21 protein-coding genes are annotated in these 24999 nt (G+C 71.1%); 18 read left to right on the top strand and 3 right to left on the bottom strand.

The genetic code is table 11. The annotated features are described in order from the left end of the window. The first annotated feature begins 6 nt into the window (after window positions 1–6). The 13 genes from ACZ6B1_RS22645 (at window position 7) to ACZ6B1_RS22705 (ending at window position 14158) form a co-directional block, all read left to right on the top strand. Entirely contained in the window at window positions 7–1659 is a 1653-nt protein-coding gene (locus tag ACZ6B1_RS22645) for a UDP-N-acetylmuramoyl-L-alanyl-D-glutamate--2,6-diaminopimelate ligase (RefSeq protein WP_468781005.1), read from the top strand. 4 nt (window positions 1660–1663) lie between these two features. After that, entirely contained in the window at window positions 1664–3070 is a 1407-nt protein-coding gene (locus ACZ6B1_RS22650) for a UDP-N-acetylmuramoyl-tripeptide--D-alanyl-D-alanine ligase (protein WP_468781007.1), read from the top strand. Next, entirely contained in the window at window positions 3070–4140 is a 1071-nt protein-coding gene (gene mraY, locus ACZ6B1_RS22655) for a phospho-N-acetylmuramoyl-pentapeptide-transferase (RefSeq protein ID WP_250404933.1), read from the top strand. Before ACZ6B1_RS22650 ends, mraY begins: the two co-directional genes overlap by 1 nt. After that, on the top strand, window positions 4122–5552 hold the full coding sequence (gene murD / locus ACZ6B1_RS22660; RefSeq protein ID WP_468781009.1) for a UDP-N-acetylmuramoyl-L-alanine--D-glutamate ligase: 1431 nt from the start codon (window positions 4122–4124) through the stop codon (window positions 5550–5552). The genes mraY and murD overlap by 19 nt, the downstream gene beginning before the upstream one ends. Before the next feature lie 67 nt (window positions 5553–5619). Beyond that, entirely contained in the window at window positions 5620–6981 is a 1362-nt protein-coding gene (ftsW, locus tag ACZ6B1_RS22665; protein ID WP_468781010.1) for a putative lipid II flippase FtsW, read from the top strand. 6 nt (window positions 6982–6987) lie between these two features. Then, window positions 6988–8076 (top strand): undecaprenyldiphospho-muramoylpentapeptide beta-N-acetylglucosaminyltransferase, encoded by a 1089-nt coding sequence (gene murG, locus ACZ6B1_RS22670; RefSeq protein ID WP_390056949.1) that lies wholly within the window; start codon window positions 6988–6990, stop codon window positions 8074–8076. 26 nt (window positions 8077–8102) lie between these two features. Further along, window positions 8103–8897 carry a cell division protein FtsQ/DivIB gene (locus tag ACZ6B1_RS22675; RefSeq protein WP_468781012.1) on the top strand — a complete coding sequence of 265 codons (795 nt, stop codon included), beginning with the start codon at window positions 8103–8105 and terminating at the stop codon, window positions 8895–8897. Window positions 8898–9176: 279 nt separating this feature from the next. Next, window positions 9177–10388: a cell division protein FtsZ gene (gene ftsZ, locus ACZ6B1_RS22680; RefSeq protein ID WP_468781014.1), complete on the top strand. Its 1212-nt coding sequence runs from the start codon at window positions 9177–9179 to the stop codon at window positions 10386–10388. Beyond that, the gene (gene pgeF, locus ACZ6B1_RS22685; RefSeq protein WP_468781016.1) at window positions 10385–11113 is read left to right on the top strand and encodes a peptidoglycan editing factor PgeF; all 729 of its coding nucleotides are present in this window, start codon (window positions 10385–10387) and stop codon (window positions 11111–11113) included. Before ftsZ ends, pgeF begins: the two co-directional genes overlap by 4 nt. Window positions 11114–11119: 6 nt before the next feature. Then, complete coding sequence (locus ACZ6B1_RS22690) at window positions 11120–11839, top strand: YggS family pyridoxal phosphate-dependent enzyme (RefSeq protein WP_468781018.1); 720 nt, start codon at window positions 11120–11122, stop codon at window positions 11837–11839. Between the two features lie 127 nt (window positions 11840–11966). Continuing rightward, window positions 11967–12608: a cell division protein SepF gene (locus ACZ6B1_RS22695; RefSeq protein WP_351670509.1), complete on the top strand. Its 642-nt coding sequence runs from the start codon at window positions 11967–11969 to the stop codon at window positions 12606–12608. Between the two features lie 49 nt (window positions 12609–12657). Then, window positions 12658–12945, top strand: a complete 288-nt coding sequence (locus ACZ6B1_RS22700; RefSeq protein WP_143636437.1) for a YggT family protein — start codon at window positions 12658–12660, stop codon at window positions 12943–12945. Between the two features lie 55 nt (window positions 12946–13000). Beyond that, on the top strand, window positions 13001–14158 hold the full coding sequence (locus ACZ6B1_RS22705) for a DivIVA domain-containing protein (protein ID WP_468781020.1): 1158 nt from the start codon (window positions 13001–13003) through the stop codon (window positions 14156–14158). A gap of 235 nt (window positions 14159–14393) precedes the next feature. Here the strand turns inward: ACZ6B1_RS22705 and ileS are convergent, their stop codons facing one another. Beyond that, window positions 14394–17537 carry an isoleucine--tRNA ligase gene (gene ileS, locus ACZ6B1_RS22710; protein ID WP_468781022.1) on the bottom strand — a complete coding sequence of 1048 codons (3144 nt, stop codon included), beginning with the start codon at window positions 17535–17537 and terminating at the stop codon, window positions 14394–14396. Window positions 17538–18321: 784 nt separating this feature from the next. After that, window positions 18322–18939 carry a hypothetical protein gene (locus ACZ6B1_RS22715; protein WP_468781024.1) on the bottom strand — a complete coding sequence of 206 codons (618 nt, stop codon included), beginning with the start codon at window positions 18937–18939 and terminating at the stop codon, window positions 18322–18324. On the opposite strand from ACZ6B1_RS22715, the gene ACZ6B1_RS22720 reads away from it, so the two are divergent. From ACZ6B1_RS22720 to ACZ6B1_RS22740, 5 genes are all read left to right on the top strand, one after another. Next, on the top strand, window positions 18929–19885 hold the full coding sequence (locus ACZ6B1_RS22720; protein ID WP_468781025.1) for a TraR/DksA family transcriptional regulator: 957 nt from the start codon (window positions 18929–18931) through the stop codon (window positions 19883–19885). The two genes, ACZ6B1_RS22715 and ACZ6B1_RS22720, sit on opposite strands and share 11 nt — an antisense overlap. Window positions 19886–19952: 67 nt before the next feature. Continuing rightward, window positions 19953–20588, top strand: coding sequence for a signal peptidase II (gene lspA, locus ACZ6B1_RS22725; protein WP_468781027.1), 636 nt, complete (start codon window positions 19953–19955; stop codon window positions 20586–20588). A gap of 73 nt (window positions 20589–20661) precedes the next feature. Further along, window positions 20662–21606 carry an RluA family pseudouridine synthase gene (locus tag ACZ6B1_RS22730; protein WP_468781028.1) on the top strand — a complete coding sequence of 315 codons (945 nt, stop codon included), beginning with the start codon at window positions 20662–20664 and terminating at the stop codon, window positions 21604–21606. Beyond that, window positions 21603–22070 carry a GNAT family N-acetyltransferase gene (locus ACZ6B1_RS22735; RefSeq protein WP_468781030.1) on the top strand — a complete coding sequence of 156 codons (468 nt, stop codon included), beginning with the start codon at window positions 21603–21605 and terminating at the stop codon, window positions 22068–22070. The genes ACZ6B1_RS22730 and ACZ6B1_RS22735 overlap by 4 nt, the downstream gene beginning before the upstream one ends. Window positions 22071–22150: 80 nt before the next feature. After that, window positions 22151–23737, top strand: a complete 1587-nt coding sequence (locus ACZ6B1_RS22740) for a Na+/H+ antiporter (protein ID WP_468781032.1) — start codon at window positions 22151–22153, stop codon at window positions 23735–23737. A 121-nt stretch (window positions 23738–23858) separates the two neighbouring features. Here the strand turns inward: ACZ6B1_RS22740 and ACZ6B1_RS22745 are convergent, their stop codons facing one another. Further along, window positions 23859–24965: a mechanosensitive ion channel family protein gene (locus ACZ6B1_RS22745; protein WP_468781033.1), complete on the bottom strand. Its 1107-nt coding sequence runs from the start codon at window positions 24963–24965 to the stop codon at window positions 23859–23861. Between the last annotated feature and the right edge of the window lie 34 nt (window positions 24966–24999).

Raw genomic sequence — 24999 nt, forward strand, 5'->3', positions numbered from 1 at the left:
CCACTCGTGACAACGATCACTCCCGACCCCGGGAACCAGGGCACGCAGGAGCCCTCGCTTCGCTCCGGAGCCAGTGCGCCCGGTACGCTCACCGCCGTGCCACACGCTGATCAGTCCCACAACACCCAGAAGGGCGCTCCCGTGACGTATCCGGGACCGCCGCGACCGGTTCAGGTCTCCGCCACACCCCTCGCGGAGCTGGCCGATCAGCTGGGTGCCGCCGCCGAGGGCGCCGCCGAGGTCACGGGCATCACCCACGACTCGCGCGCGGTCCGCCCCGGTGACCTGTACGCCGCCCTCCCGGGCGCCCGCCTGCACGGCGCCGACTTCGTCACCCAGGCCGCCGGCCTCGGCGCCGTCGCCGTGCTGACCGACCCGACGGGTGCCGAACGTGCCGCCACGACCGGCCTGCCGGTCCTGGTCGTCGACGACCCGCGCGCGCGGATGGGCGCACTGGCGACCACGATCTACGGCGACCCGGGCCGCGATCTGCTCCAGATCGGCATCACCGGCACCTCGGGCAAGACCACCACCGCCTACCTGGTCGAGGGCGGTCTGAAGACCACCCGCACGACGGGCCTCATCGGCACCGTCGAGATGCGCGTCGGCGAGGAGCGCATCAAGTCCGAGCGCACCACCCCCGAAGCCACCGATCTGCAGGCACTGTTCGCCGTCATGCGGGAACGCGGCGTCGAGGCCGTCGCCATGGAGGTCTCCAGCCACGCCCTGGTCCTCGGCCGGGTCGACGGCTGCGTCTTCGACATCGCCGTCTTCACCAACCTCAGCCCGGAACACATGGAGTTCCACTCCGACATGGAGGACTACTTCCGGGCCAAGGCACAGCTCTTCACGCCGGAACGCAGCAGGCTCGGCGTCGTCAACAGCGACGACGAGTACGGCCGCCGGCTCGCCCAGGAGGCGACCGTCCCGGTCGTCACCTTCTCCGCCGAGGGCCACCCCGACGCCGACTGGCGCGCGGAGGACGTCCAGGTCGGGCCCATGGACTCGACGTTCACCGTCCTCGGCCCCGACGGCGAGCGGGTCCAGGCCAGGTCGCCGCTGCCCGGCCCGTTCAACGTGGCGAACACCCTCGCCGCCATCGTCGCCCTCGCGGTGGCCGGCCTCGACCCGCAGGCCGCCGCCGACGGCATCGCCGCCGTACCGGGGGTGCCCGGCCGCCTGGAGCGCGTGGACGCCGGGCAGCCCTACCTCGCGGTCGTGGACTACGCCCACAAGACCGACGCGGTCGAATCGGTCCTCAAGGCGCTGCGCAAGGTCACCAAGGGCCGTCTCCACGTGGTCCTCGGCTGCGGCGGCGACCGTGACCAGACCAAGCGCGCCCCGATGGGCGCCGCCGCGGCCCGGCTCGCCGACACGGCCGTACTGACCTCCGACAACCCCCGCTCCGAGGACCCGCTGGCGATCCTCGCGACCATGCTCCAGGGCGCGGCCTCCGTGCCGTCCCACGAGCGCGGCGAGGTGCTCCTGTTCGAGGACCGGGCCGCCGCGATCGCCGCCACCGTCGCCCGGGCGCACGCCGGGGACACCGTGCTGGTCGCGGGCAAGGGCCACGAGCAGGGCCAGGACATCGCCGGCGTGGTCCGTCCCTTCGACGACCGCCAGGTGCTTCGCGAAGCTATCCAGAAGACCCAGGGATGAACTTGTGATCGCCCTCTCCCTCGCCGAGATCGCTGAAGTCGTCGGCGGGCAGACGCACGACATACCGGATCCGTCCGTCCAGGTCACCGGACCGGTCGTCCGGGACTCCCGAGAGGTGGTGCCGGGCAGCCTCTTCGCCGCCTTCGTCGGCGAGCGCGTCGACGGCCACGACTACGCGCGGGCGGTCGTCGGGGCCGGGGCCGTGGCCGTACTGGCCTCCCGGCCCGTCGGTGTGCCCGCGATCGTCGTGGAGGACGTCCAGGCCGCCCTCGGCGCCCTCGCCCGCCACGTCGTACGGAGCCTCGGCGCGACCCTCGTGGCGCTGACCGGCTCAGCCGGCAAGACCAGCACCAAGGACCTCATCGCGCAGGTGCTGCGGCGCAAGGCGCCCACCGTGTTCACGCCCGGCTCGCTCAACAACGAGATCGGGCTGCCCCTGACCGCGCTCAGCGCCACCGCCGAAACCCGTTTCCTCGTACTGGAGATGGGCGCCCGCGGCATCGGGCACATCCGCTACCTCGCCGGCCTGACCCCGCCGCGGATCGGCCTGGTGCTCAACGTGGGCACCGCCCACATCGGCGAGTTCGGCGGTCGTGAGCAGATCGCCCAGGCCAAGGGCGAACTGGTGGAGGCGCTTCCGGAGGACGGCGCGGCGATCCTCAACGCCGACGACCCGCTGGTGCGGGCCATGGCATCCCGTACCAAGGCGAAGGTGGTCCTTTTCGGAGAGTCGGCCGAAGCGGACGTACGCGCCGAGAACGTGCGACTCACGGACAGCGGACAGCCCGCGTTCAGGCTTCACACACCCTCCGGTGCAAGCGATGTGACCATGCGCCTGTACGGTGAGCATCACGTGTCGAACGCGCTCGCCGCGGCCGCCGTCGCCCATGAGCTGGGCATGTCCGCCGAAGAGATCGCCACCGCGCTCTCCGAGGCGGGCTCCCTCTCCCGCTGGCGCATGGAGGTCACGGAGCGCCCGGACGGCGTGACCATCGTCAACGATGCCTACAACGCCAACCCCGAGTCCGTGCGGGCCGCCCTCAGGGCGCTCGTGGCCATGGGCAAGGGGCGCCGTACGTGGGCGGTGCTCGGCAAGATGGCCGAGCTGGGGGACGAGGCGCTCGCCGAGCACGACGCCGTCGGACGGCTCGCCGTCCGGCTCAACGTCAGCAAGCTCGTCGCGGTCGGGGGGATTGAGGCCTCCTGGCTGCAACTGGGCGCATATAACGAGGGTTCGTGGGGTGAGGAGTCGGTGCACGTGTCCGACGCACAGGCGGCGGTCGACCTGTTGCGCAGCGAGTTGCGCCCGGGGGACGTCGTGCTCGTGAAGGCGTCCCGTTCGGTGGGGCTCGAGGGTGTCGCCCAGGCGCTGCTCGAGACCGGTGCCGAGGGTGAGGTTGCCGCCCGATGATGAAGCAGATCCTGTTCTCAGGAGTCATTGGCCTCTTCCTGACGCTGGTCGGCACCCCGCTGCTGATCAAGCTCCTCGCCCGCAAGGGCTACGGCCAGTACATCCGTGACGACGGTCCGCGCGAGCACGCCAGCAAGCGCGGTACGCCGACCATGGGCGGCATCGCCTTCATCCTGGCGACCATCGCCGCGTACTTCCTGAGCAAGCTCATCACCGGCTACCCCCCCACCTACTCCGGACTGCTGGTCCTCGGCCTGATGTTCGGCATGGGCCTGGTCGGCTTCCTCGACGACTACATCAAGATCGTCAAGCGGCGGTCGCTCGGTCTGCGGGCCAAGGCCAAGATGGCCGGCCAGCTCATCGTCGGCATCGGCTTCGCGGTGCTGTCACTGATGTTCGCGGACGCGCGCGGCAACACCCCGGCGTCCACGAAGCTGTCGTTCATCACCGACTTCGGCTGGAGCATCGGCCCGGTGCTGTTCGTGGTCTGGGCGCTGTTCATGATCCTGGCGATGTCCAACGGCGTGAACCTCACGGACGGTCTGGACGGCCTCGCCACCGGCGCCTCCGTGCTCGTCTTCGGCGCCTACACGTTCATCGGCGTCTGGCAGTTCCAGGAGTCCTGCGCCAACGCGACGACGCTGACCAACCCGGGTGCCTGCTACGAGGTGCGCGACCCGCTGGACCTCGCCGTGGTCGCCTCCGCGCTGATGGGTGCCTGCCTGGGCTTCCTGTGGTGGAACACCTCGCCGGCCAAGATCTTCATGGGCGACACCGGTTCGCTCGCCCTCGGCGGTGTCCTCACGGGCCTGGCCATCCTCTCCCGCACCGAGCTGCTGGTGGCCATCATGGGCGGCCTGTTCGTCCTCATCACCATGTCGGTCGTCATCCAGGTCGGCTCCTTCCGGCTCACCGGAAAGCGCGTCTTCCGGATGGCGCCGCTCCAGCACCACTTCGAACTCAAGGGCTGGTCCGAGGTCCTGGTGGTGGTCCGCTTCTGGATCATCCAGGGCATCTGTGTGATCGTCGGACTGGGCCTCTTCTACGCGGGATGGGCAGCGGACAAGTGACCTCCTCGGTGCCTTCTGAATTCCAGGGCAAGCACGTCACCGTCGCCGGGCTCGGCGTCTCCGGCGTCCCGGCGGCCAAGGTGCTGCACGCGCGCGGTGCGGTCGTCACGGTCGTCAACGACGGCGACGACGCACGCGCGCGTGAGCAGGCCGCGGAGCTGGAGGCGCTCGGCGTCACCGTGCGCCTCGGCGACGGCGCCACCCTGCCGGAAGGCACCGAGCTGATCGTCACCGCGCCCGGCTGGAAGCCCGACAAGCCGCTGTTCCTCGCCGCCGGGAAGGCCGGAGTGCCGGTCTGGGGCGACGTGGAGCTGGCCTGGCGCCTCAGGGGACCCGACGCGGCGCCCTGGCTGGCCGTGACGGGCACCAACGGCAAGACCACGACCGTTCAGATGCTCGCCTCCATCCTGGCGGCCGCGGGCCTGCGCACCGCCGCCGTGGGCAACATCGGCGTCTCCCTGCTGGACGCGGTCCTCGGCGAGGAGTACGACGTCCTCGCCGTGGAACTGTCCAGCTACCAGCTCCACTGGGCGCCCTCCCTGCGCGCCCACTCCGCGGTCGTCCTGAACCTGGCCCCGGACCACCTCGACTGGCATGGCTCCATGGAGGCCTACGCGGCCGACAAGGGCCGTATCTACGAGGGCAATCGGGTGGCCTGCGTCTACAACGCGGCCGACAAGCTCACCGAGGACCTGGTACGCGAGGCCGACGTCGAGGAGGGCTGCCGGGCCGTCGGCTTCACCCTCGGCACGCCCGGGCTCTCCCAACTCGGCGTCGTGGACGGCATCCTGGTCGACCGCGCCTTCGTGGAGAACCGGCAGAAGAACGCCCAGGAACTGGCCGAGGTCTCCGACGTCAACCCGCCGGCCCCGCACAACATCGCCAACGCCCTTGCCGCCGCCGCCCTCGCGCGCGCGTACGGCGTGCCCGCCACCGCCGTACGCGACGGTCTGCGGGCCTTCCGCCCGGACGCCCACCGCATCGCGCACGTCGCGGACATCGACGGTGTGGCGTACGTGGACGACTCCAAGGCCACCAACACGCACGCCACGGAAGCCTCGTTGGCGTCATATGAGTCGATCGTATGGATCGCGGGTGGTCTGGCGAAGGGCGCCACCTTCGACGAGCTGGTCGCCAAGTCGGCGAAGCGGCTGCGCGGGGCCGTCCTGATCGGCGCCGATCGTGCTCTGATCCGCGAGGCCCTGGCGCGACACGCCCCGGAAGTACCCGTCGTCGACCTCGAACGGACCGACACTGGGGCGATGCTCCAGGCGGTGACGGAGGCGAAGCGGCTGGCCCGGCCAGGCGACACCGTGCTGCTGGCCCCGGCCTGCGCTTCCATGGACATGTTCACCAACTACAACCAGCGCGGCGACGCGTTCGCGGCGGCGGTCCGCGAACTCGGCGCCTGACCCGGCCGCCCGCCGGGCGGATCTTGGGAGGGACGCGTGGGACGGTCGACGTTCAGTGGAGGCGCCCATGCCCGGTAGCCGTACCGGCCGGCCGCCCGTACAGCGGGCGTCCCGGCGCCCCGCGCTCCCCGGACCACCGCGCGAGAACGCCGTGCAGCGGCTCTACACGCGCGCGCGGAAGGCCTGGGACCGGCCGCTGACCGCGTACTACGTGATCCTCGGCGGCAGCCTGCTGATCACCGTGCTGGGTCTGGTGATGGTCTACTCCGCCTCCCAGATCACCGCGCTGCAGCTTTCGCTGCCGGGCTCGTACTTCTTCCGCAAGCAGTTCCTCGCCGCGGTCATCGGCGGCGCGCTGATGTTCGTCGCCTCCCGCATGCCGGTGAAGCTGCACCGCGCGCTGGCCTACCCGATCCTGGCCGGCGCCGTCTTCCTGATGGTCCTGGTGCAGGTGCCCGGGATAGGGATGGCGGTCAACGGCAACCAGAACTGGATCTCCCTCGGCGGTTCCTTCCAGATCCAGCCCAGCGAGTTCGGCAAGCTCGCCCTGGTGCTGTGGGGCGCCGACCTGATCGCGCGCAAGCAGGAGCGCAAGCTGCTGACCCAGTGGAAGCACATGCTGGTGCCGCTGGTGCCGGCCTCCTTCATGCTGCTGGGCCTGATCATGCTCGGCGGCGACATGGGCACCGCGATCATTCTCACAGCGATCCTGTTCGGCCTGCTGTGGCTCGCGGGTGCGCCGACCCGGCTGTTCGCCGGGGTGCTCTCGGTCGCCGGACTGATCGGCGTCGTGCTCATCAAGACCAGCCCCAACCGGATGGCCCGGCTGGCCTGCATCGGCGCCACCGAGCCCAAATCCGGAGTGGCCGACTGCTGGCAGGCCGTGCACGGGATCTACGCCCTCGCCTCCGGCGGACTGTTCGGCTCCGGCCTCGGTGCGAGTGTGGAGAAATGGGGCCAACTGCCGGAAGCTCACACCGACTTCATCTTCGCCGTCACCGGCGAGGAACTGGGTCTGGCGGGCACGCTGTCGGTGCTCGCCCTGTTCGCGGCTCTAGGCTATGCGGGTATCCGCGTGGCCGGACGCACGGAGGACCCCTTCGTGAGGTATGCCGCGGGAGGCGTGACCACCTGGATCACCGCCCAGGCGGTGATCAACATCGGTGCGGTGCTCGGCCTGCTGCCGATCGCCGGCGTCCCCCTCCCGCTGTTCTCCTACGGAGGGTCCGCCCTGCTGCCGACCATGTTCGCCATCGGGTTGCTGATCGCCTTCGCGCGCGACGACCCCGCTGCGCGGGCGGCGCTTGCGATGCGGCAACCTCGCTTTGGTAGAAAGCGGGCAGGAGGCTCCGGTGCCGAGCGGGGGCCTCGGAGATGGAACACGATGCGACGGCGCGCCACGGTGGCGCGCTCGTCCGGAGAGCGGTGAATTTCGGTGCATGTCGTACTCGCCGGCGGAGGTACCGCGGGCCACATCGAGCCCGCGCTCGCCCTCGCGGACGCCCTGCGCAGGCAGGACCCGACCGTGGGGATCACGGCCCTGGGCACGGAGCGCGGCCTGGAGACCAGGCTCGTCCCGGAGCGCGGCTACGAGCTGGCGCTGATCCCCGCGGTGCCGCTGCCCCGCAAGCCCACTCCGGAGCTGATCACCGTTCCGGGCCGGCTGCGCGGCACGATCAAGGCCGCCGAGCAGATCCTCGAGCGCACCAAGGCGGACGCCGTGGTCGGCTTCGGCGGCTATGTCGCCCTGCCCGCCTACCTGGCCGCCAAGCGCCTCGGTGTGCCCATCGTGATCCACGAGGCCAACGCCCGCCCGGGCCTGGCCAACAAGATCGGCTCCCGGTACGCCGCCCGGGTCGCCGTCTCCACCCCGGACAGCAAGCTGCGTGACGCCCGCTACATCGGCATCCCGCTTCGCCGCACCATCGCCACCCTGGACCGGGCCGCCGCCCGTCCGGAGGCGCGCGCCCGCTTCGGCCTGGACCCGAACCTGCCCACCCTGCTCGTCTCCGGCGGCTCCCAGGGCGCCCGGCGCCTCAACGAGGTGGTCCAGCAGGTCGCGCCCTGGCTGCAGCAGGCCGGTATCCAGATCCTGCACGCGGTCGGCCCGAAGAACGAACTGCCGCAGGTACAGCAGATGCCGGGAATGCCGCCCTACATCCCGGTAAGTTACCTGGACCGGATGGACCTCGCGTACGCCGCGGCCGACTTGATGCTCTGCCGTGCGGGCGCGATGACCGTCGCCGAACTCTCCGCCGTCGGGCTGCCGGCCGCCTACGTCCCGCTGCCCATCGGCAACGGCGAACAGCGGCTGAACGCCCAGCCGGTGGTGAAGGCGGGCGGCGGACTCCTCGTCGACGACGCGGAACTCACCCCCGAGTGGGTGCAGCAGAACGTCCTGCCCGTGCTCGCGGACCCGCACCGGCTGTACGAGATGTCGCGGGCGGCAAGCGAGTTCGGCCGCCGGGACGCCGATGAGCTGCTCGTCGGCATGGTGTACGAGGCGATCGCCTCGCGCCGGTAGGACCATATGACGAAGGGGTAGTGAGGGTGGCCGGATCGACTACCGCCGAGCGCGGTGAACGCCAGCAGGAGTCGTCCGGCCCGCCGTCCGCGCGACGGCTGAGGCGGGCCCGCCTTCGTATGATCGTCATTTTTACTGTCGCCCTCGTGCTCCTCGGGGCGGGCTCCACCTGGGTGTTGTACGGCTCCTCGTGGTTGCGGGTGCGGCACGTCTCGGTCTCCGGCACGCGGATGCTGACCCCCGCCGATGTGCGGGAGGTCGCCTCCGTGCCGGTCGGGGCGCCACTGGTCTCCGTCGACACGGATGCCGTCGAAGCCCGACTTCGCCGGAAACTGCCCCGAATTGACACTGTTTCGGTCGTTCGCGCCTGGCCCCATGGAATCGGCCTGAAGGTGACCGAGCGGACTCCGGTACTGCTTGTCCGCAAAGCCGGGAACTTCGTCGAAGTCGATGACGAGGGCGTCCGTTTCGCCACCGTCTCGCAGGCGCCGAAAGGCGTTCCGCTTCTGGAATTGACCGCTTCGCGGTCGGATCCGGCCGCCGCGAGCTTCCGGCGCTTCGGCGCCGGCCGTCTGGTGCGCGAGGCGGTGGGGGTGGCCGGCGCCCTCCCGGCCGCCGTCGCGCGGGACACCCGGACCGTCCAAGTCCGGTCCTACGACGACATCTCGGTGGAGCTGGCCGACGGTCGCACGGTCGCCTGGGGCAGCGGCGAGAACGGCCGCGCCAAGGCACGGGCCCTCACAGCACTCATGAAAGCAGCTCCCGACGCCCGGCACTTCGACGTGAGCGTGCCCACCGCGCCTGCCTCATCGGGGAGTTGACGGGTATCAGCGCAGGCCAGCACCCTGGTTGGGCACCGCTACGGCTGATCACATAGGGTGAAAAGAAAAACGGGAGGTTCGGCGTGTTCGTTGAACGGGCGCCACTTGTCGACTTAGTGTCCTGTTCAGAAGACTTCAAGGAACAGACACACTGGTAACCCTAAACTTCAGGGTTAGGGTTCGGGTCGGCGCTACGGACCGTCCCATTCGGCATCCGTCGTCCCGGTGCGGGGAACCGCCCGGAGGCGACAACGTAATTCGAGGCGAGAGGCCTTCGACGTGGCAGCACCGCAGAACTACCTCGCAGTCATCAAGGTCATCGGTGTCGGCGGCGGTGGTGTCAATGCCATCAACCGGATGATCGAGGTCGGTCTCAAGGGCGTCGAGTTCATCGCCATCAACACCGACGCACAGGCGCTGTTGATGAGCGACGCCGACGTGAAGCTCGACGTCGGCCGCGAACTCACCCGCGGACTCGGCGCCGGAGCCAACCCGGCCGTCGGCCGCAAGGCCGCCGAGGACCACCGCGAGGAGATCGAGGAGGTCCTCAAGGGGGCCGACATGGTCTTCGTGACGGCCGGTGAAGGCGGCGGCACCGGTACCGGCGGCGCGCCCGTCGTGGCCAACATCGCGCGCTCGCTCGGCGCCCTCACCATCGGCGTGGTCACGCGCCCGTTCACCTTCGAGGGACGGCGCCGCGCGAACCAGGCCGAGGACGGCATCGCCGAACTGCGCGAAGAGGTCGACACCCTCATCGTCATCCCCAACGACCGGCTGCTGTCCATCTCGGACCGGCAGGTCTCGGTCCTGGACGCCTTCAAGTCGGCCGACCAGGTCCTGCTCTCCGGTGTCCAGGGCATCACCGACCTCATCACCACCCCCGGCCTGATCAACCTGGACTTCGCCGACGTCAAGTCGGTCATGTCCGAGGCCGGCTCGGCCCTGATGGGTATCGGCTCGGCCCGCGGCGACGACCGCGCGGTGGCCGCCGCCGAGATGGCGATCTCCTCGCCGCTGCTGGAGGCGTCCATCGACGGCGCCCGCGGCGTGCTGCTCTCCATCTCCGGTGGCTCCGACCTCGGTCTGTTCGAGATCAACGAGGCCGCCCAGCTGGTGAGCGAGGCCGCCCACCCGGAGGCCAACATCATCTTCGGTGCGGTCATCGACGACGCCCTCGGCGACGAGGTGCGGGTCACCGTGATCGCGGCCGGCTTCGACGGCGGACAGCCGCCGGCCCGCCGGGACAACGTCCTCGGCTCCACCTCCGCCTCCGGCTCGTCCGCGCCCCGCCGCGAGGAGCCCGCTCCGGCGCGGCAGCCGGAGAGCCGCCCGTCCTTCGGCTCGCTCGGCAGCGTGACGCCGAAGGAGGAGCCGGAGCCGGCGCCCGAGCCGGTGGCCGAGCTCCCGGTCACCCCGTCGGTCCCGCCCGCGCCGCGCACCTACGCGGACAGCGCGGCCGAGGAGCTGGACGTCCCGGACTTCCTCAAGTGATAGGACAGCGCGAGAGCGTGAGCGGCGCGCACTTCGCCTTCACCGACCGGTGGGGCGGGGTGAGCGCCGCTCCGTATGAGGAGCTCAACCTCGGCGGCGCGGTCGGCGACGACCCCGCATCGGTCCGGGCGAACCGTGAGCTGGCGGCGAAGTCGCTGGGGTTCGGTCCCGACGCGGTCGTCTGGATGAACCAGGTGCACGGGGGCGACGTGGCCGTCGTGGACGCGCCCTGGGGCGAGCACGCCGTGCCGGAGGTCGACGCGATCGTCACCGCCCGCCGGGGACTCGCGCTCGCGGTCCTCACCGCCGACTGCGTGCCGGTGCTGCTGGCCGACCCGGTCGCCGGGATCGTGGCCGCCGCCCACGCGGGCCGGCCGGGAATGATCAAGGGGGTCGTCCCCGCCGCCGTACGGGCCATGGTCGAGCTCGGCGCCGAGACGGAGCGGATCACCGCCCGCACCGGACCGGCCGTCTGCGGCCGGTGCTACGAGGTGCCGGAGGCGATGCGCGCCGAGGTGGCCGCGGTCGAGCCGGCGGCGCACGCCGAAACGGGCTGGGGCACTCCGGCCGTCGACGTGAGCGCCGGAGTACACGCCCAGCTCGAGCGGCTCGGAGTGCGCGACCGCGCTCAGTCCCCGGTGTGCACCCTGGAGTCGGGCGATCACTACTCGTACCGCCGCGACCGCACCACCGGGCGGCTCGCCGGCTATGTCTGGCTGGACTGATGGGGCATGACGGACCGTAAGACCGAACTCGCCGCGAACCTGGCGAACGTGGAGCAGCGCATCACCGCCGCGTGCGTGGCGGCCGGGCGCAAGCGGGAGGAGGTGACCCTGATCGTGGTCACCAAGACCTACCCGGCGAGCGATGTGCGCATCCTGTCCGAGCTCGGTGTGCGCCACGTCGCCGAGAACCGCGACCAGGACGCGGCGCCGAAGGCCGCCGCCTGTGCGGATCTGCCGCTGAAATGGCATTTCGTCGGCCAGTTGCAGACCAACAAGGTCCGTTCCGTGGTTGGTTATGCCGATTTCGTGCAGTCCATCGACCGGGACCGGCTCGTCACCGCACTGTCGAAGGAGGCGGGGCGCGCCGGGCGCGAGGTCGGATGCCTCATCCAGGTCGCGCTTGACGCGGGGGAGACCGGCCGGGGCGAGCGCGGCGGTGTCGCGCCCGCAGGGATCGAGGAGTTGGCCGGCCTCGTCGCCGGTTCGCCGGGGCTGCGGCTCGACGGTCTGATGACCGTCGCACCGCTCACCGGGGAGTACGCGGGACGCGAACAGGCGGCGTTCGAGCGCCTCATGGATTTGTCGACTGACCTGCGCCGGGCCCATCCGGCTGCAACCATGGTGTCGGCAGGGATGAGTGCGGACCTCGAGCAGGCCGTGGCGGCCGGAGCGACACATGTGCGCGTCGGCACTGCGGTACTCGGAGTCCGCCCCAGGCTCGGGTAACGTCGCCAGGAAGTCGGACCACAGCAGAAAATATGGTCAATGTTCGCGAAAGCGGGCACAAAGACCACGTGGATCGCGGGCACTTGGCAGTCGCAGTCGATCCACCACAGAGCGGAGGACTCAGAGAATGGCCGGCGCGATGCGCAAGATGGCGGTCTACCTCGGCCTCGTGGAGGACGATGGGTACGACGGCCGCGGATTCGACCCCGACGACGACTTCGAGCCCGAGCTGGACCCGGAACTCGACCGGGACCACCGACGGCATGAGGTGTCACACCAGTCGCACGGTGCGCATCAGTCCCAAAGGGACGAAGAGGTGCGAATCGTGCAACCGCCCGCGCCGCGCGAGCCGGTGGCTCGTTCGACTTCGCTCGCCGCGGAATCCGGGCGCCCGGCGCGTATCGCGCCCGTGGCATCCATCACACAAGAACGCCAGTCCCTGGAGAAGAACGCACCGGTGATCATGCCCAAGGTCGTGTCCGAGCGGGAGCCTTACCGGATCACCACGCTGCACCCGCGGACGTACAACGAAGCCCGTACCATCGGGGAACACTTCCGTGAGGGCACCCCGGTGATCATGAATCTGACTGAGATGGATGACACAGACGCGAAGCGACTTGTCGACTTTGCGGCCGGTTTGGTGTTTGGTCTTCACGGCAGCATCGAGCGGGTGACGCAGAAGGTGTTCCTGTTGTCTCCTGCTAACGTCGATGTCACGGCGGAGGACAAGGCCCGCATCGCAGAGGGCGGGTTCTTCAACCAGAGCTGAGACGTACCACCGGGAAAAGCACGGAACAGGGGAGAGGGAAAGTCAGGCCATGAGCGTGTTCGCGCAGGTGATCTACATCGCGCTGATGGTGTTCCTCGTCGTGCTGATCTTCCGGCTGGTCATGGACTATGTCTTCCAGTTCGCCCGCTCGTGGCAACCCGGCAAGGCGATGGTGGTCGTCCTGGAGGCCACCTACACTGTCACCGATCCACCGCTGAAGCTTCTGCGGCGGTTCATCCCGCCGCTGCGTCTCGGGGGCGTGGCGCTCGACCTGTCCTTCTTCGTACTGATGATCATCGTCTGGATCCTCATCTCCGTCGCACAGAGATTTGTGTGATGAGGATGGACGATACGGTCTTGCCGACTGCCGATGACTACGTTGAGGTGAAGAGATGCCGTTGACCCCCGAGGACGTGCGGAACAAGCAGTTCACGACCGTCCGCCTCCGAGAAGGCTATGACGAGGACGAGGTCGATGCCTTCCTCGACGAGGTCGAAGCCGAACTGACGCGCCTGCTCCGCGAGAACGAGGACCTGCGCGCCAAGCTGGCCGCGGCCACGCGCGCTGCTGCCCAGAACCAGCAGAACATGCGCAAGCCCCCGGAGCAGGACCAGCAGCAGGGCGGTATGCCCCAGCAGGGTGGTATGCCCCAGCAGGGCGGCATGCCTCAGCAGGGGATGCGAGGTCCCGGCGCGCCGGTGCCCGCCGGCATATCGGGCCCGCCGCAGCAGCAGATGGGTGGCCCCATGGGTGGTCCGCCCCAGCTGCCGAGCGGTGCCCCGCAGCTGCCCGCCGGTCCCGGTGGTCAGGGCGGCCCGCAGGGTCCCGGTCCGATGGGCCAGGGTCCGATGGGTCAGGGCCCCATGGGCGGTCAGCCCATGCAGCAGCAGATGGGTGGCCCGATGGGCGGCCCCATGGGCGGTCCGATGGGCGGCCCCGGTCAGGGCCCCGGTGGCGACAGCGCCGCCCGAGTCCTCTCGCTGGCCCAGCAGACCGCCGACCAGGCGATCGCCGAGGCCCGTTCCGAGGCCAACAAGATCGTCGGCGAGGCCCGCAGCCGCGCCGAGGGTCTGGAGCGCGACGCCCGTGCCAAGGCCGACGCGCTGGAGCGGGACGCGCAGGAGAAGCACCGCGTCGCGATGGGTTCCCTGGAGTCCGCTCGCGCCACGCTGGAGCGCAAGGTCGAGGACCTGCGCGGCTTCGAGCGCGAGTACCGCACGCGTCTGAAGTCGTACCTCGAGTCCCAGCTGCGTCAGCTGGAGACCCAGGCCGACGACTCCCTGGCGCCGCCGCGTACTCCGGCCACCGCCTCGCTTCCGCCGTCCCCGGCGCCCTCCATGGCTCCGGCCGGCGCGAGCGCTCCGTCCTACGGAGGCAACCAGGGCATGGGCGGTGCTCCGGGCCCGTCCGCCCCGTCCTACGGCGGTCAGCAGCAGATGACCCCCGCGATGACCCAGCCCATGGCTCCGGTCCGTCCGCAGGGTCCGTCCCCGATGGGCCAGGCGCCCTCGCCGATGCGCGGGTTCCTGATCGACGAGGACGACAACTGACGGGCCGCGGCAACTAGTACGACAACGGCGTCGGCAGCGTTCAGGGCGGGCCCTCGGACTTCGGTCCGGGGGCCCGCCCTTTTTACGCGTGTTGACGCACCTGGGCCGGGAACGAGAGGCCCCCTCCGACCTGCTCTCCGACCCCGCTCTCCAGACCCGCTCTCCCGTCCTGCCCTCCGGGACGCCGAAGGCCCGGCCCCACAGTGGGGACCGGGCCTTCGTACTCTGGCGGCGACTACGCCTTGCGGAGCCGGAACGTGAGGGACAGGCCCTCGTCCGTGAACGGCTCGCCGTAGCCGGCGTCGGCCTCGCCCTGGGCGAAGTCGGTCGCCAGGACCTCCTCGGCGATCAGGCCGGCGTGCTCCGAGAGAGCCGCGACGACCGCCGGGTCCGCGGAGGTCCAGCGCAGCGCGATGCGGTCGGCGACGTCCAGGCCGCTGTTCTTGCGGGCTTCCTGGATCAGCCGGATCGCGTCACGGGCCAGACCCGCCTGCCGCAGCTCCTCCGTGATCTCCAGGTCCAGCGCCACCGTGGCACCGGAGTCGGACGCCACCGACCAGCCCTCGCGCGGGGTCTCCGTGATGATCACCTCGTCGGGCGCCAGGGTGACCGTCTCCCCGTCGACCTCCACCGACGCCGTGTCCGCGCGCAGGGCGAGGGACAGCGCGGCCGCGTCCGCGTTCGCGATCGCCTTGGCCACGTCCTGCACCCGCTTGCCGAACCGCTTGCCCAGGGCACGGAAGTTGGCCTTGGCCGTCGTGTCGACCAGCGAACCGCCGACCTCGGAGAGGGACGCCAGCGAGGAGACGTTGAGCTCTTCCGTGATCTGCGCGTGCAGCTCGCGGTCCAGGGCCTCGAAGCCGGTGGCGGCGATCAGCGCCCGGGACAGCGGCTGGCGGGTCTTGACGCCCGACTCCGCGCGCGTGGCACGGCCCAGCTCCACCAGGCGGCGGACCAGGACCATCTGCTTCGACAGCTCCGGGTCGATCGCCGACAGTTCCGCCTCGGGCCAGGTCGCCAGGTGGACCGACTCGGGTGCACCCGGGCTCACCGGCACCACCAGGTCCTGCCACACCCGCTCGGTGATGAACGGGGTGATCGGCGCCATCAGCTTGGTGACCGTCTCCAGCACCTCGTGCAGCGTGCGCAGCGCCGCCTTGTCGCCCTGCCAGAAGCGGCGACGCGAGCGGCGGACGTACCAGTTCGACAGGTCGTCCACGAACGCGGACAGCAGCTTGCCGGCGCGCTGGGTGTCGTACGCCTCCAGGGACTGCGTCACCTGGTCGGTGAGCGCGTGCAGTTCGGAGAGCAGCCAGCGGTCCAGCAGCGGACGCTCGGCCGGCGCCGGGTCCGCGGCGGACGGCGCCCAGTCGGACGTGCGGGCGTACAGGGCCTGGAAGGCGACCGTGTTCCAGTACGTCAGCAGCGTCTTGCGGACGACCTCCTGGATGGTGCCGTGGCCGACGCGACGGGCCGCCCACGGGGAGCCGCCGGCCGCCATGAACCAGCGCACCGCGTCGGCCCCGTGCTGGTCCATGAGCGGGATCGGCTGCAGGATGTTGCCCAGGTGCTTGGACATCTTGCGGCCGTCCTCGGCGAGGATGTGGCCCAGGCAGACGACGTTCTCGTACGACGACTTGTCGAACACCAGCGTGCCGACGGCCATCAGCGTGTAGAACCAGCCGCGGGTCTGGTCGATGGCCTCGCAGATGAACTGCGCCGGGTAGCGGGCCTCGAACAGCTCCTTGTTCTTGTACGGGTAGCCCCACTGCGCGAACGGCATCGAACCCGAGTCGTACCAGGCGTCGATGACCTCCGGCACGCGCGTGGCCGTCCGGCCGCAGTCGTCGTGGGGGCAGGCGAAGGTGACGTCGTCGATGTAGGGCCGGTGCGGGTCGAGGTTCGACTGGTCGGTACCGGTCAGCTCGGACAGCTCCGTGCGCGAGCCGACGCAGGTGAGGTGGCCCTCCTCGCAGCGCCAGATGGGCAGCGGCGTGCCCCAGTAGCGATTGCGGGACAGCGCCCAGTCGATGTTGTTGTTCAGCCAGTCGCCGTACCGGCCGTGCTTGACCGTGTCCGGGAACCAGTTCGTCTTCTCGTTCTCCTGGAGCAGCCGGTCCTTGATCGCGGTGGTGCGGATGTACCAGGACGGCTGCGCGTAGTACAGCAGCGCGGTGTGGCAGCGCCAGCAGTGCGGGTAGCTGTGCTCGTACGGCAGGTGGCGGAAGAGCAGGCCGCGCTGCTGGAGGTCCTCGGTGAGCTTCTCGTCGGCCTTCTTGAAGAAGACGCCGCCGACGAGCGGGACGTCCTCCTCGAAGCTGCCGTCCGGGCGGACCGGGTTGACCACGGGCAGCCCGTAGGAGCGGCACACCTTGAGGTCGTCCTCACCGAACGCGGGGGACTGGTGGACCAGACCCGTACCGTCCTCGGTGGTCACGTATTCGGCGTTGACCACGTAGTGCGCCGGCTCGGGGAACTCGACCAGCTCGAAGGGGCGCTGGTAGGTCCAGCGCTCCATCTCGGCGCCGGTGAAGGACTGGCCGGTGGTCTCCCAGCCCTCGCCGAGCGCCTTGGCGACGAGCGGCTCGGCGACGACGATCCTCTCCCGGCCGTCGGTGGCGACGACGTAGGTGACCTCGGGGTGCGCGGCGACCGCGGTGTTGGACACCAGGGTCCAGGGGGTCGTCGTCCACACCAGGAGCGCGGCCTCGCCGGCCAGCGGACCGGAGGTGAGCGGGAAGCGGACGTACACGGACGGGTCCACGACCGTCTCGTAGCCCTGCGCCAGCTCGTGGTCGGACAGGCCGGTGCCGCAGCGCGGGCACCAGGGGGCGACCCGGTGGTCCTGGACCAGCAGGCCCTTGTCGAAGATCTCCTTCAGCGACCACCAGACGGACTCGATGTACTCGGGGTCCATCGTGCGGTACGGGTCCTGGAGGTCGGCCCAGTAACCCATGCGGGTCGTGAGCTCCTCGAAGGCGTCGGTGTGCCGGGTCACCGACTCGCGGCACCTGGCGTTGAACTCGGCGATGCCGTACGCCTCGATGTCCTGCTTGCCGGAGAAGCCGAGCTCCTTCTCGACGGCCAGCTCCACCGGGAGGCCGTGGCAGTCCCAGCCGGCCTTGCGGGCCACGTGGTAGCCGCGCATGGTGCGGAAGCGCGGGAAGACGTCCTTGAAGACGCGGGCCTCGATGTGGTGGGCGCCGGGCATGCCGTTCGCGGTGGGCGGGCCCTCGTAGAACACCCACTCGGGGCGTCCCTCGGACTGCTCCAGGCTCTTGGCGAAGATCTTCTGCTCGCGCCAGAAGTCGAGCACGGCGTGCTCGAGCGCGGGCAGGTCGACCTGGGCGGGCACCTGGCGGTACGTCGGCGCTGTCATCTGCGAGCATCCTCCAACGGACTTGCTGCCTTCCGTCGGAGGGACGAGAGCTTTTTCCTGTCCACGCCGTGTGCGGCGCGCTCCCGCGGTACCACCCTCCTTGGCTCTCCGTCGCGCCGTCCGCGCCGGTGAGCCCCCTCATTGGGGTCGCGAAGCCGGTTCTACCGGCCGTGGTGGCTGCCACGGCTTTCTTCCGGCGGCTCCGGGGTGATCTTCACGTCGCGCTCGCCCCCGGGCTCACACCGTCCCCGGGTCGCTCTGCGCTGCGTACGCCGCTACTCGTCCCCATCCATGCTTCTCGCTCCGCCCAGTGTACGGCGCCGCGCGGACAGCGGCCGACCGCTTTTGCGGCGCGCGTGAGGAGGCGGGGAGGGGAGCGGGTGGGATGACCCGAATGGCGAGGGGGGAGGCGCTCGCGCCGTGGCGCGCTCCGCATCGCGGATTACCCGGCGGGGAGCTGGGCACAACGGTTGCAGGTCCGCTGCTCGGGGGAGGCGGGCGGGCGAATCGGGCGGTGTGCCCCGTTGCCGCGGGACTCAAGTCGATTTATCGTCCCAGCACGATTCGCGAGCAAGATCACAATATGTGAAGGGGCCGCGGCCATGGTGGCGAAGAAGACCGCCGTACAGCAGCCGGCGTCCGGCCGCTCCAGCGGCGCGGCCGCTTCCGGCGGCGAGGCCGAGGGAGCCGGCGGCAGGAAGACCACGCGCGCGGATGCCGTCCCGGCGGGGCGGCCGAGGCCGGTGAAGACGGCCCGGGCACCGGCGGCCGGCGCGAAGGGTCGTCACGCGGCGGACGCCGCCGGGACGCCCTCGTCCACGTCCACGGGGCCAAGCGGCCCGGCGCCTGCCGCCGCCGGCGGCACGAAGCATGGCGCGTCAAGGAAGCGGGCATCGGGCGGCAAGGCTTCGGCCGCGGGGACATCGGCTGGGAAGGCCCTGGCGGAGGGGGCGCCGGTCGGGAGGGCTACGGCCGGGAGGACGGCGGCCGGAAAGACGTCGGACAAGGCACCGGCCGGGAAGGCGGCCGCGAGGAAGGCGGTGGCCACGGGCTCGGGCACCGAGGACGGCGCCACGAGAACGGCGGTCAAGAGGACGGCGGCGAGGGCGGGGGCCACCAGGGAAGGCGCCGCCCCGGAGGAGGCCGCCGAGCAGGTGGCCGCCACGAAGAAGGCCGCGGCCAGGAAGCCGGCCGGCGCTGCCGGGAACGCGGCCGACAAGAAGGCGACCGCGGGCAGGACGGACGCGATGAGGGCGAGCGCGAAGAAGACGGCCGCCGAGAGCGCGAGCGCGGAGCAGCCGGCCAGGTCGGCGGCGGCGCCGAGCGCGGCGGCCGGGGAAACGGCCGGCAGGAAGCGGGCCCGGACGCGCGCGGTGGTCGAGGAGCCGGCCGTGGAGGGCACGGCTGTGGCGGACGTGGCCGGTGAGGGGGCCGCCGGGAAGGAGGCGGTCGGCAGGAAGCCGGCCCGGAAGCAGACCGCGGTCAAGGACGCGGCTGTGGTGGACAGGGCCGGGAAGGGTGCGGCCGGCGGGGAGACGGCCCCTGAGCACACCGCGGCCAAGGGAAAGGCGCCGAAGGGGACGGCCGGTGAGGGGGCCGCCGGGAAGAAGGCGGTCGCCGGGAGAGTGGTCGGAAAGGGCGCGGGCGGGAAGGGATCTGCCGTCGAGGGCACGGCCGGGAAGGACGCGGCCGCCGGGAAGACGGGTGCCGGGAAAGCGGCCGCGCACGCGGTGGCCGCCGGAAAGGCGGGCGGAGAAGGGGCCGTCACGGAGCGGACGGCCACCGAGGGCCCCTCCTCGGAGGCGGCCGGCAAGAGCACGGCCAAGAAGGCGGGCGCGGCGCGGGCCGCGAAGCAGACGGGAGCCACGACAGTGGTTGCGAAGAAGACTCCTGGCACGGCCACGGCGAAGCAGAGCGCCGTTCCCAAGGCGCGGCTAGCCGCGGCGGAACCCGGCGATCTGGCGGTACGCCCCGGCGAGGACCCCTGGACCCCCGAGGAGGTCACCGAGGCCCGCGCCGAGCTGTCGTCCGAGGTGGACCGGCTGCGCACCGAGATCAGCTCGTCCGAGAACGCCATCGTCGGCCTGATGCGCGACTCGGGCGACGGCGCCGGCGACGACCAGGCCGACACCGGCACCAAGAACATCACGCGCGAGCACGAGATGGCGCTGGCCGCCAACGCGCGCGAGATGCTGACCCAGAACGAGCACGCCCTGGAACGGCTGGACGCGGGCACCTACGGACTGTGCGAGAACTGCGGCAATCCCATCGGCAAGGCGCGTATGCAGGCGTTCCCGAGGGCCACCCTCTGCGTGGAGTGCAAGCAGAAACAGGAACGCCGCTCCTGAGCGCCGGGGCCCGGCGGGGCGTGCCGTACTCTCGTCCTCAGTCAGGCACCTAGGTTGAGGGACTCACGTGGCAGAGGCGGAGCGCATCATCGGTACGCCGGACACCCCGGACGACAGCGGCGAGCAGACGGCGGCGGCCGAAGCACCCGCCGCGTCCGGCGCGTCCGGTACGCCCGGGACCGGCGAACGGACGGCGCCGGCGCGGCAGCGGAGCGGACGCGGGCGCCGGATCGCCGTACTGTTCGCGGTGGCCGTGTTCGCGTACGCCCTCGACCTGATCAGCAAGATGCTGGTGGTGGCGAAGCTGGAGCACCACGCGCCGATCCAGGTGGCCGGGGACTGGCTGGAGCTGCACGCCATCCGCAACCCGGGCGCGGCCTTCGGCTTCGGAGCCGCCTTCACGATCATCTTCACGCTGATCGCGGCCGCGGTGATCGTGGTGATCGTCCGCCTCGCCCGCAAGCTCTACAGCCTGCCCTGGGCGATCGCGCTCGGCCTGCTGCTCGGCGGTGCGCTCGGCAACCTCACCGACCGCATCTTCCGGGCGCCCGGCGTCTTCCAGGGCGAGGTGGTGGACTTCATCGCGCCGAAGGGCTTCGCGGTGTTCAACCTGGCCGACTCGGCGATCGTGTGCGGCGGCGTCCTGATCGTGCTGCTGTCCTTCCGCGGTCTGGACCCGGACGGCACGGTCCACAAGGACTGAGACCGGCCCCTGCGCGGGGCCGTCGTCCACAGGCTCGTTCTGGGCCGGTGGAGCCGTCCGGCATACTCGACGGGTGAGCACGATTCCCGAGATCCGTACCCTGCCCGTGCCCGACGGCCTGGAGGGCGAGCGCGTCGACGCCGCCATCTCCCGCATGTTCGGCTTCTCCCGTACGAAGGCGGCGGAACTCGCCGGGGCAGGCAAGGTGCAGGTCGACGGCACGGTGGTCGGCAAGTCCGAGCGGGTGCGCGGCGGCGCCTGGCTCGAGGTCGAGATGCCGCAGGCGCCCGCGCCCGTGCAGGTGGTCGCCGAGCCGGTCGAGGGCATGGAGATCGTGCACGACGACGACGACGTGGTCGTGATCGTCAAGCCGGTCGGCGTGGCCGCGCACCCCTCGCCGGGCTGGAGCGGCCCGACCGTCATCGGCGGTCTCGCCGCCGCCGGCTACCGGATCTCCACCTCCGGCGCCGCCGAGCGCCAGGGCATCGTGCACCGCCTGGACGTGGGCACGTCCGGCCTGATGGTGGTCGCGAAGTCCGAGTACGCGTACACGTCGCTCAAGCGCCAGTTCAAGGAGCGCACGGTCGACAAGCGCTACCACACGCTCGTGCAGGGCCACCCGGACCCGACCAGCGGCACGATCGACGCCCCGATCGGCCGCCACCCCAACCACGACTACAAGTGGGCGGTGACGGCCGAGGGCAAGCCCTCCGTGACCCACTACGACCTCATCGAGGCCTTCCGCGCCGCCTCCCTGCTCGACGTGAAGCTGGAGACCGGCCGCACCCACCAGATCCGCGTCCACATGTCCGCCCACCGCCACCCCTGCGTCGGCGACCTGACCTACGGCGCCGACCCGACCCTCGCCAAGCGGCTTCGCCTGACCCGCCAGTGGCTGCACGCCGTGCGGCTCGGCTTCGAGCACCCCGGTGACGGGCAGTGGGTGGAGTTCGGCTGCGACTACCCCGAGGACCTGCAGCAGGCCCTCGACCAGGTCCGCGAGGAGACGTACGCGTGAGCACGCCGTACACCGTCCGCGTCGCCGAGGACCCCGCCGACCGTGAGGCCTGCTTCGCGGTGCGCAAGGAGGTGTTCGTCGTCGAGCAGGGCGTCGCCCAGGACATCGAGTACGACGCCTACGACCCCGTCGCCGTCCATGTCCTCGCGGTCCGCGAGGACGGCGTGCCGCTCGGCACCGGACGCCTGCTGTACGGCGAGACCGCCGCCGCGAAGACCGGCGGGGACGCAACTGTGGGCTCCCTCGGCCGGCTCGCCGTCGCCCGTTCGGCGCGCGGTCTCGGGGTCGGCGCGGCCCTGGTGCGGGCCGTCGAGGAGGCGGCACGCGCGCGCGGCCTGGCCGCGGTGGACCTGCACGCCCAGACCCGCGTCCTGGGTTTCTACGAGCGTCTCGGGTACGAGGCGTACGGCCCGGAGTTCCCGGACGCGGGGATCCCGCACCGGGCCATGCGGCGCGTCCTGTAGACCGCCGGAACGGCCGGCGCGCGGGCGCCGTGGCAGGCTGGAGGCCTGCCGTGTGATCGTCGACTCCCGGAGCGCTGGCCGTGGATCAGTTGGCCCTGTTGTTCGTGGTGCTGCTCGGGGCCTTGCTGAGCGTTCCGGTCGGGAACCGGTTCGGGGTGCCGGCGCCGGTGCTGATGACCCTGCTCGGCGGGGTCCTCGCAGTGGCCGAGTTCGTACCCAACGTGGAGTTCCCGCCCGAGCTGATCCTGCCCGCGCTGCTCCCGCCGCTGCTCTACGCCGCCGTACGCCGCACCTCCTGGCGGCAGTTCACGGCGAACAAGCGGCCGATCTTCCTGCTGGCCGTCGCCCTGGTGTTCGTGACGACGTTCTGCGTGGCCGCCGTCGCCCACGCCATCGTGCCCGGGCTCCCCGTCGCCGCGGCCGTGGTGCTGGGCGCGCTGATCGCCCCGCCGGACCCGGTGGCCGCCACCGCCGTCGCCGGGCAGCTCGGACTCCCGCGCCGGCTGGTGTCGATCCTGGAGGGCGAGGGGCTCTTCAACGACGTGACGGCCATCGTGCTGTACCACGTGGCCGTCGCGGCCGCCGTGAGCGGGGAGTTCTCCCCCTGGGACGCCGGGCTCGACCTGGTCCTGTCCGCCGTGGTCGCGGTCGTCGTCGGGCTGGCGCTGGGCTGGGGCGCGAACAGGCTGATGGATCTGCTCGGCGACGCCACGCTGCAGATCGGGCTGACCCTGCTGGTGCCCTACGCCTCCTACGTGCTCGCGGAGGAACTGCACGGCTCCGGGGTGCTCGCCGTGCTCACCACCGCCCTCTTCCTCTCCGAGTACGCCACCGACGCCGACGACGTGATGACCCGGCTGGCCGGGCACACCTTCTGGGACATCATCGACACGCTCGTCACCGGTGTCGCCTTCGGGCTGATCGGGCTCGAGCTGCACAACGCCATCCGGACGGCGTCCGGGCGGTGGGGCGAGCTGCTCGGCTGGGCGGCGGCGATCGCGGGCGTGGTGGTGGTCGTGCGGCTGCTGTGGCTGCTGCCCGCCACCTGGCTGACCAAGCGGCTGCACGCCCGGCGGGACATCGAGGAGGAGATCCCCATGAGCTGGCGGGAGACCGTCGTGATGTGGTGGTCCGGGATGCGCGGGGTGGCCTCGGTGGCGCTGGTGCTGGCCATCCCGCTCAAGACCGACGCCGGTTCGCCGTTCCCCGACCGGGACGAGCTCGTGTTCATCGCCTTCGGGGTGATCATCGTCACGCTGGTCCTTCAGGGCCTGACGCTGCCGTGGCTGGTGAGGCGGCTGCGGGTGCGGGCCGACGCCGAGCGGGAGAAGGAGTTCGAGAAGGAACTGGCGGTGCGGGCCGCCAAGGCCGCGAAGCGCAGGCTGCGGGAGATCGAGCAGGTGGAGGAGCTGCCCGAGGAGCTGTCTGAGCAGATGCTGCGGCGGGCCTTCGACATCGGGATCCGGATCAGCCCGGACATGGGGGAGGAGGAACGCCGGGAGGCGCAGCACCAGCGGGCGCGGCGGCTGAAGCGGGTGCGGCGGATCCAGGGCGAGATGATGAGCGCCGCGCGGCACGAGGTGCTGGCGGCACGCAGCGAGCCGGGCGCGGATCCGGAGATCGTGGACCGGGTGCTGCGCCACCTCGACGTGCGCAGCCTGCGCTGAGACCGGTCGGGCGGCCCTGCCCGGTGAGCCGGCGCCCCGCGCCCGCGCGGCGCCGCCGCGCGCCGGCCACCTCACCTCGCGGTCGTCCGGGTCGGCGGCGGCGCCGAGCGCGGGCGCCGGGTCAGCCCCGGCCGGTGCGCGGGAACTCGTAGGCCTTGCGGAGCGTCGCGCGGTCGGGCGACGGGATGCGGTTCGGGGCGAGGACCGCGTCCGAGGTGTTGACCCTGGGAAGCGCGTAGGGGTGCTCCGCGGACAGCCAGGTGATCATCTCCTCGCGTACGGCGACCCGTACCGTCCAGATGTCGTCCGCGTCCTTGGCGGTCACCAGGGCGCGCACCTGGATGGTGTTCGCCGTGGTGTCCGTCACCTGCAGGCTGTAGGCACGGCCGTCCCAGGCCGGGCACTGGCGCAGGATGTCGCGGAGCTTCTCGCGCATCGCCTCGATGGGCGCGCTGTGGTCCAGGTGCCAGTAGACGATGCCCGTCATCTGCGGGGTGCCCCGCGACCAGTTCTCGAACGGCTTGGAGGTGAAGTACGACACGGGCATCGTGATCCGGCGCTCGTCCCAGGTTCGAACCGTCAGGAAGGTGAGGGTGATCTCCTCGACGGTGCCCCACTCCTCGTCCACGACGACCGTGTCGCCGATGCGCACCATGTCACCGAAGGCGATCTGCAGCCCCGCGAACAGGTTGGACAGGGTCGACTGGGCGGCGACACCGGCGACGATGCCGAGAATGCCGGCGGAGGCCAGCAGCGAGGCACCGGCCGCGCGCATCGCCGGGAACGTCAGCAGCATCGAGGCGGCGGCCACGACGATGACGATCGCCGAGACCACCCGCATGATCAGCTCCACCTGGGTGCGCACCCGGCGCACCCGGGCCGCGTCCCGGTGGGCGCGTGCGTAGCGGCTGTACGAGCTCTCGACGATCGCCGCCGCGATCCGGATCACCAGCCAGGCGGCGGACCCGATGAGGACCAGCGTCAGCGTCCGGCCGATCCCGGCCTGATGCTGCTCCAGCAGTTCGGCCTGGTCGTAGGAGCCTCTGAGCATGGCGGCGCAGAGGACGAGCTGGTAGGGGATGCGGCCGCGGCGCAGCAGCCCCCACAGCGGGGTGTCGGAATCACGGGCGTCGGCCTTGCGCAGCAGCAGATCCGTGGCCCAGCCGATGACCAGGGTGAGCACGACGGAGCTGCCGATAACGATCAGAGGGCGGAGTACGTTCTCCATGCCTCCGCTCCTAACCGGTCCTCGGCAGGCATGA

It is taken from the genome of Streptomyces sp. NPDC041129 (assembly GCF_055592265.1).

Coding starts and splice junctions, on each gene's coding strand:
- mraY (WP_250404933.1), top strand. CDS start 3,070: ATGAAGCAGATCCTGTTCTCAGGAGTCATTGGCCTCTTCCTGACGCTG.
- murD (WP_468781009.1), top strand. CDS start 4,122: ATGGGCAGCGGACAAGTGACCTCCTCGGTGCCTTCTGAATTCCAGGGC.
- ftsW (WP_468781010.1), top strand. CDS start 5,620: ATGCCCGGTAGCCGTACCGGCCGGCCGCCCGTACAGCGGGCGTCCCGG.
- ACZ6B1_RS22690 (WP_468781018.1), top strand. CDS start 11,120: ATGACGGACCGTAAGACCGAACTCGCCGCGAACCTGGCGAACGTGGAG.
- ACZ6B1_RS22695 (WP_351670509.1), top strand. CDS start 11,967: ATGGCCGGCGCGATGCGCAAGATGGCGGTCTACCTCGGCCTCGTGGAG.
- ACZ6B1_RS22700 (WP_143636437.1), top strand. CDS start 12,658: ATGAGCGTGTTCGCGCAGGTGATCTACATCGCGCTGATGGTGTTCCTC.
- ACZ6B1_RS22705 (WP_468781020.1), top strand. CDS start 13,001: ATGCCGTTGACCCCCGAGGACGTGCGGAACAAGCAGTTCACGACCGTC.
- ileS (WP_468781022.1), bottom strand. CDS start 17,537: ATGACAGCGCCGACGTACCGCCAGGTGCCCGCCCAGGTCGACCTGCCC.
- ACZ6B1_RS22745 (WP_468781033.1), bottom strand. CDS start 24,965: ATGGAGAACGTACTCCGCCCTCTGATCGTTATCGGCAGCTCCGTCGTG.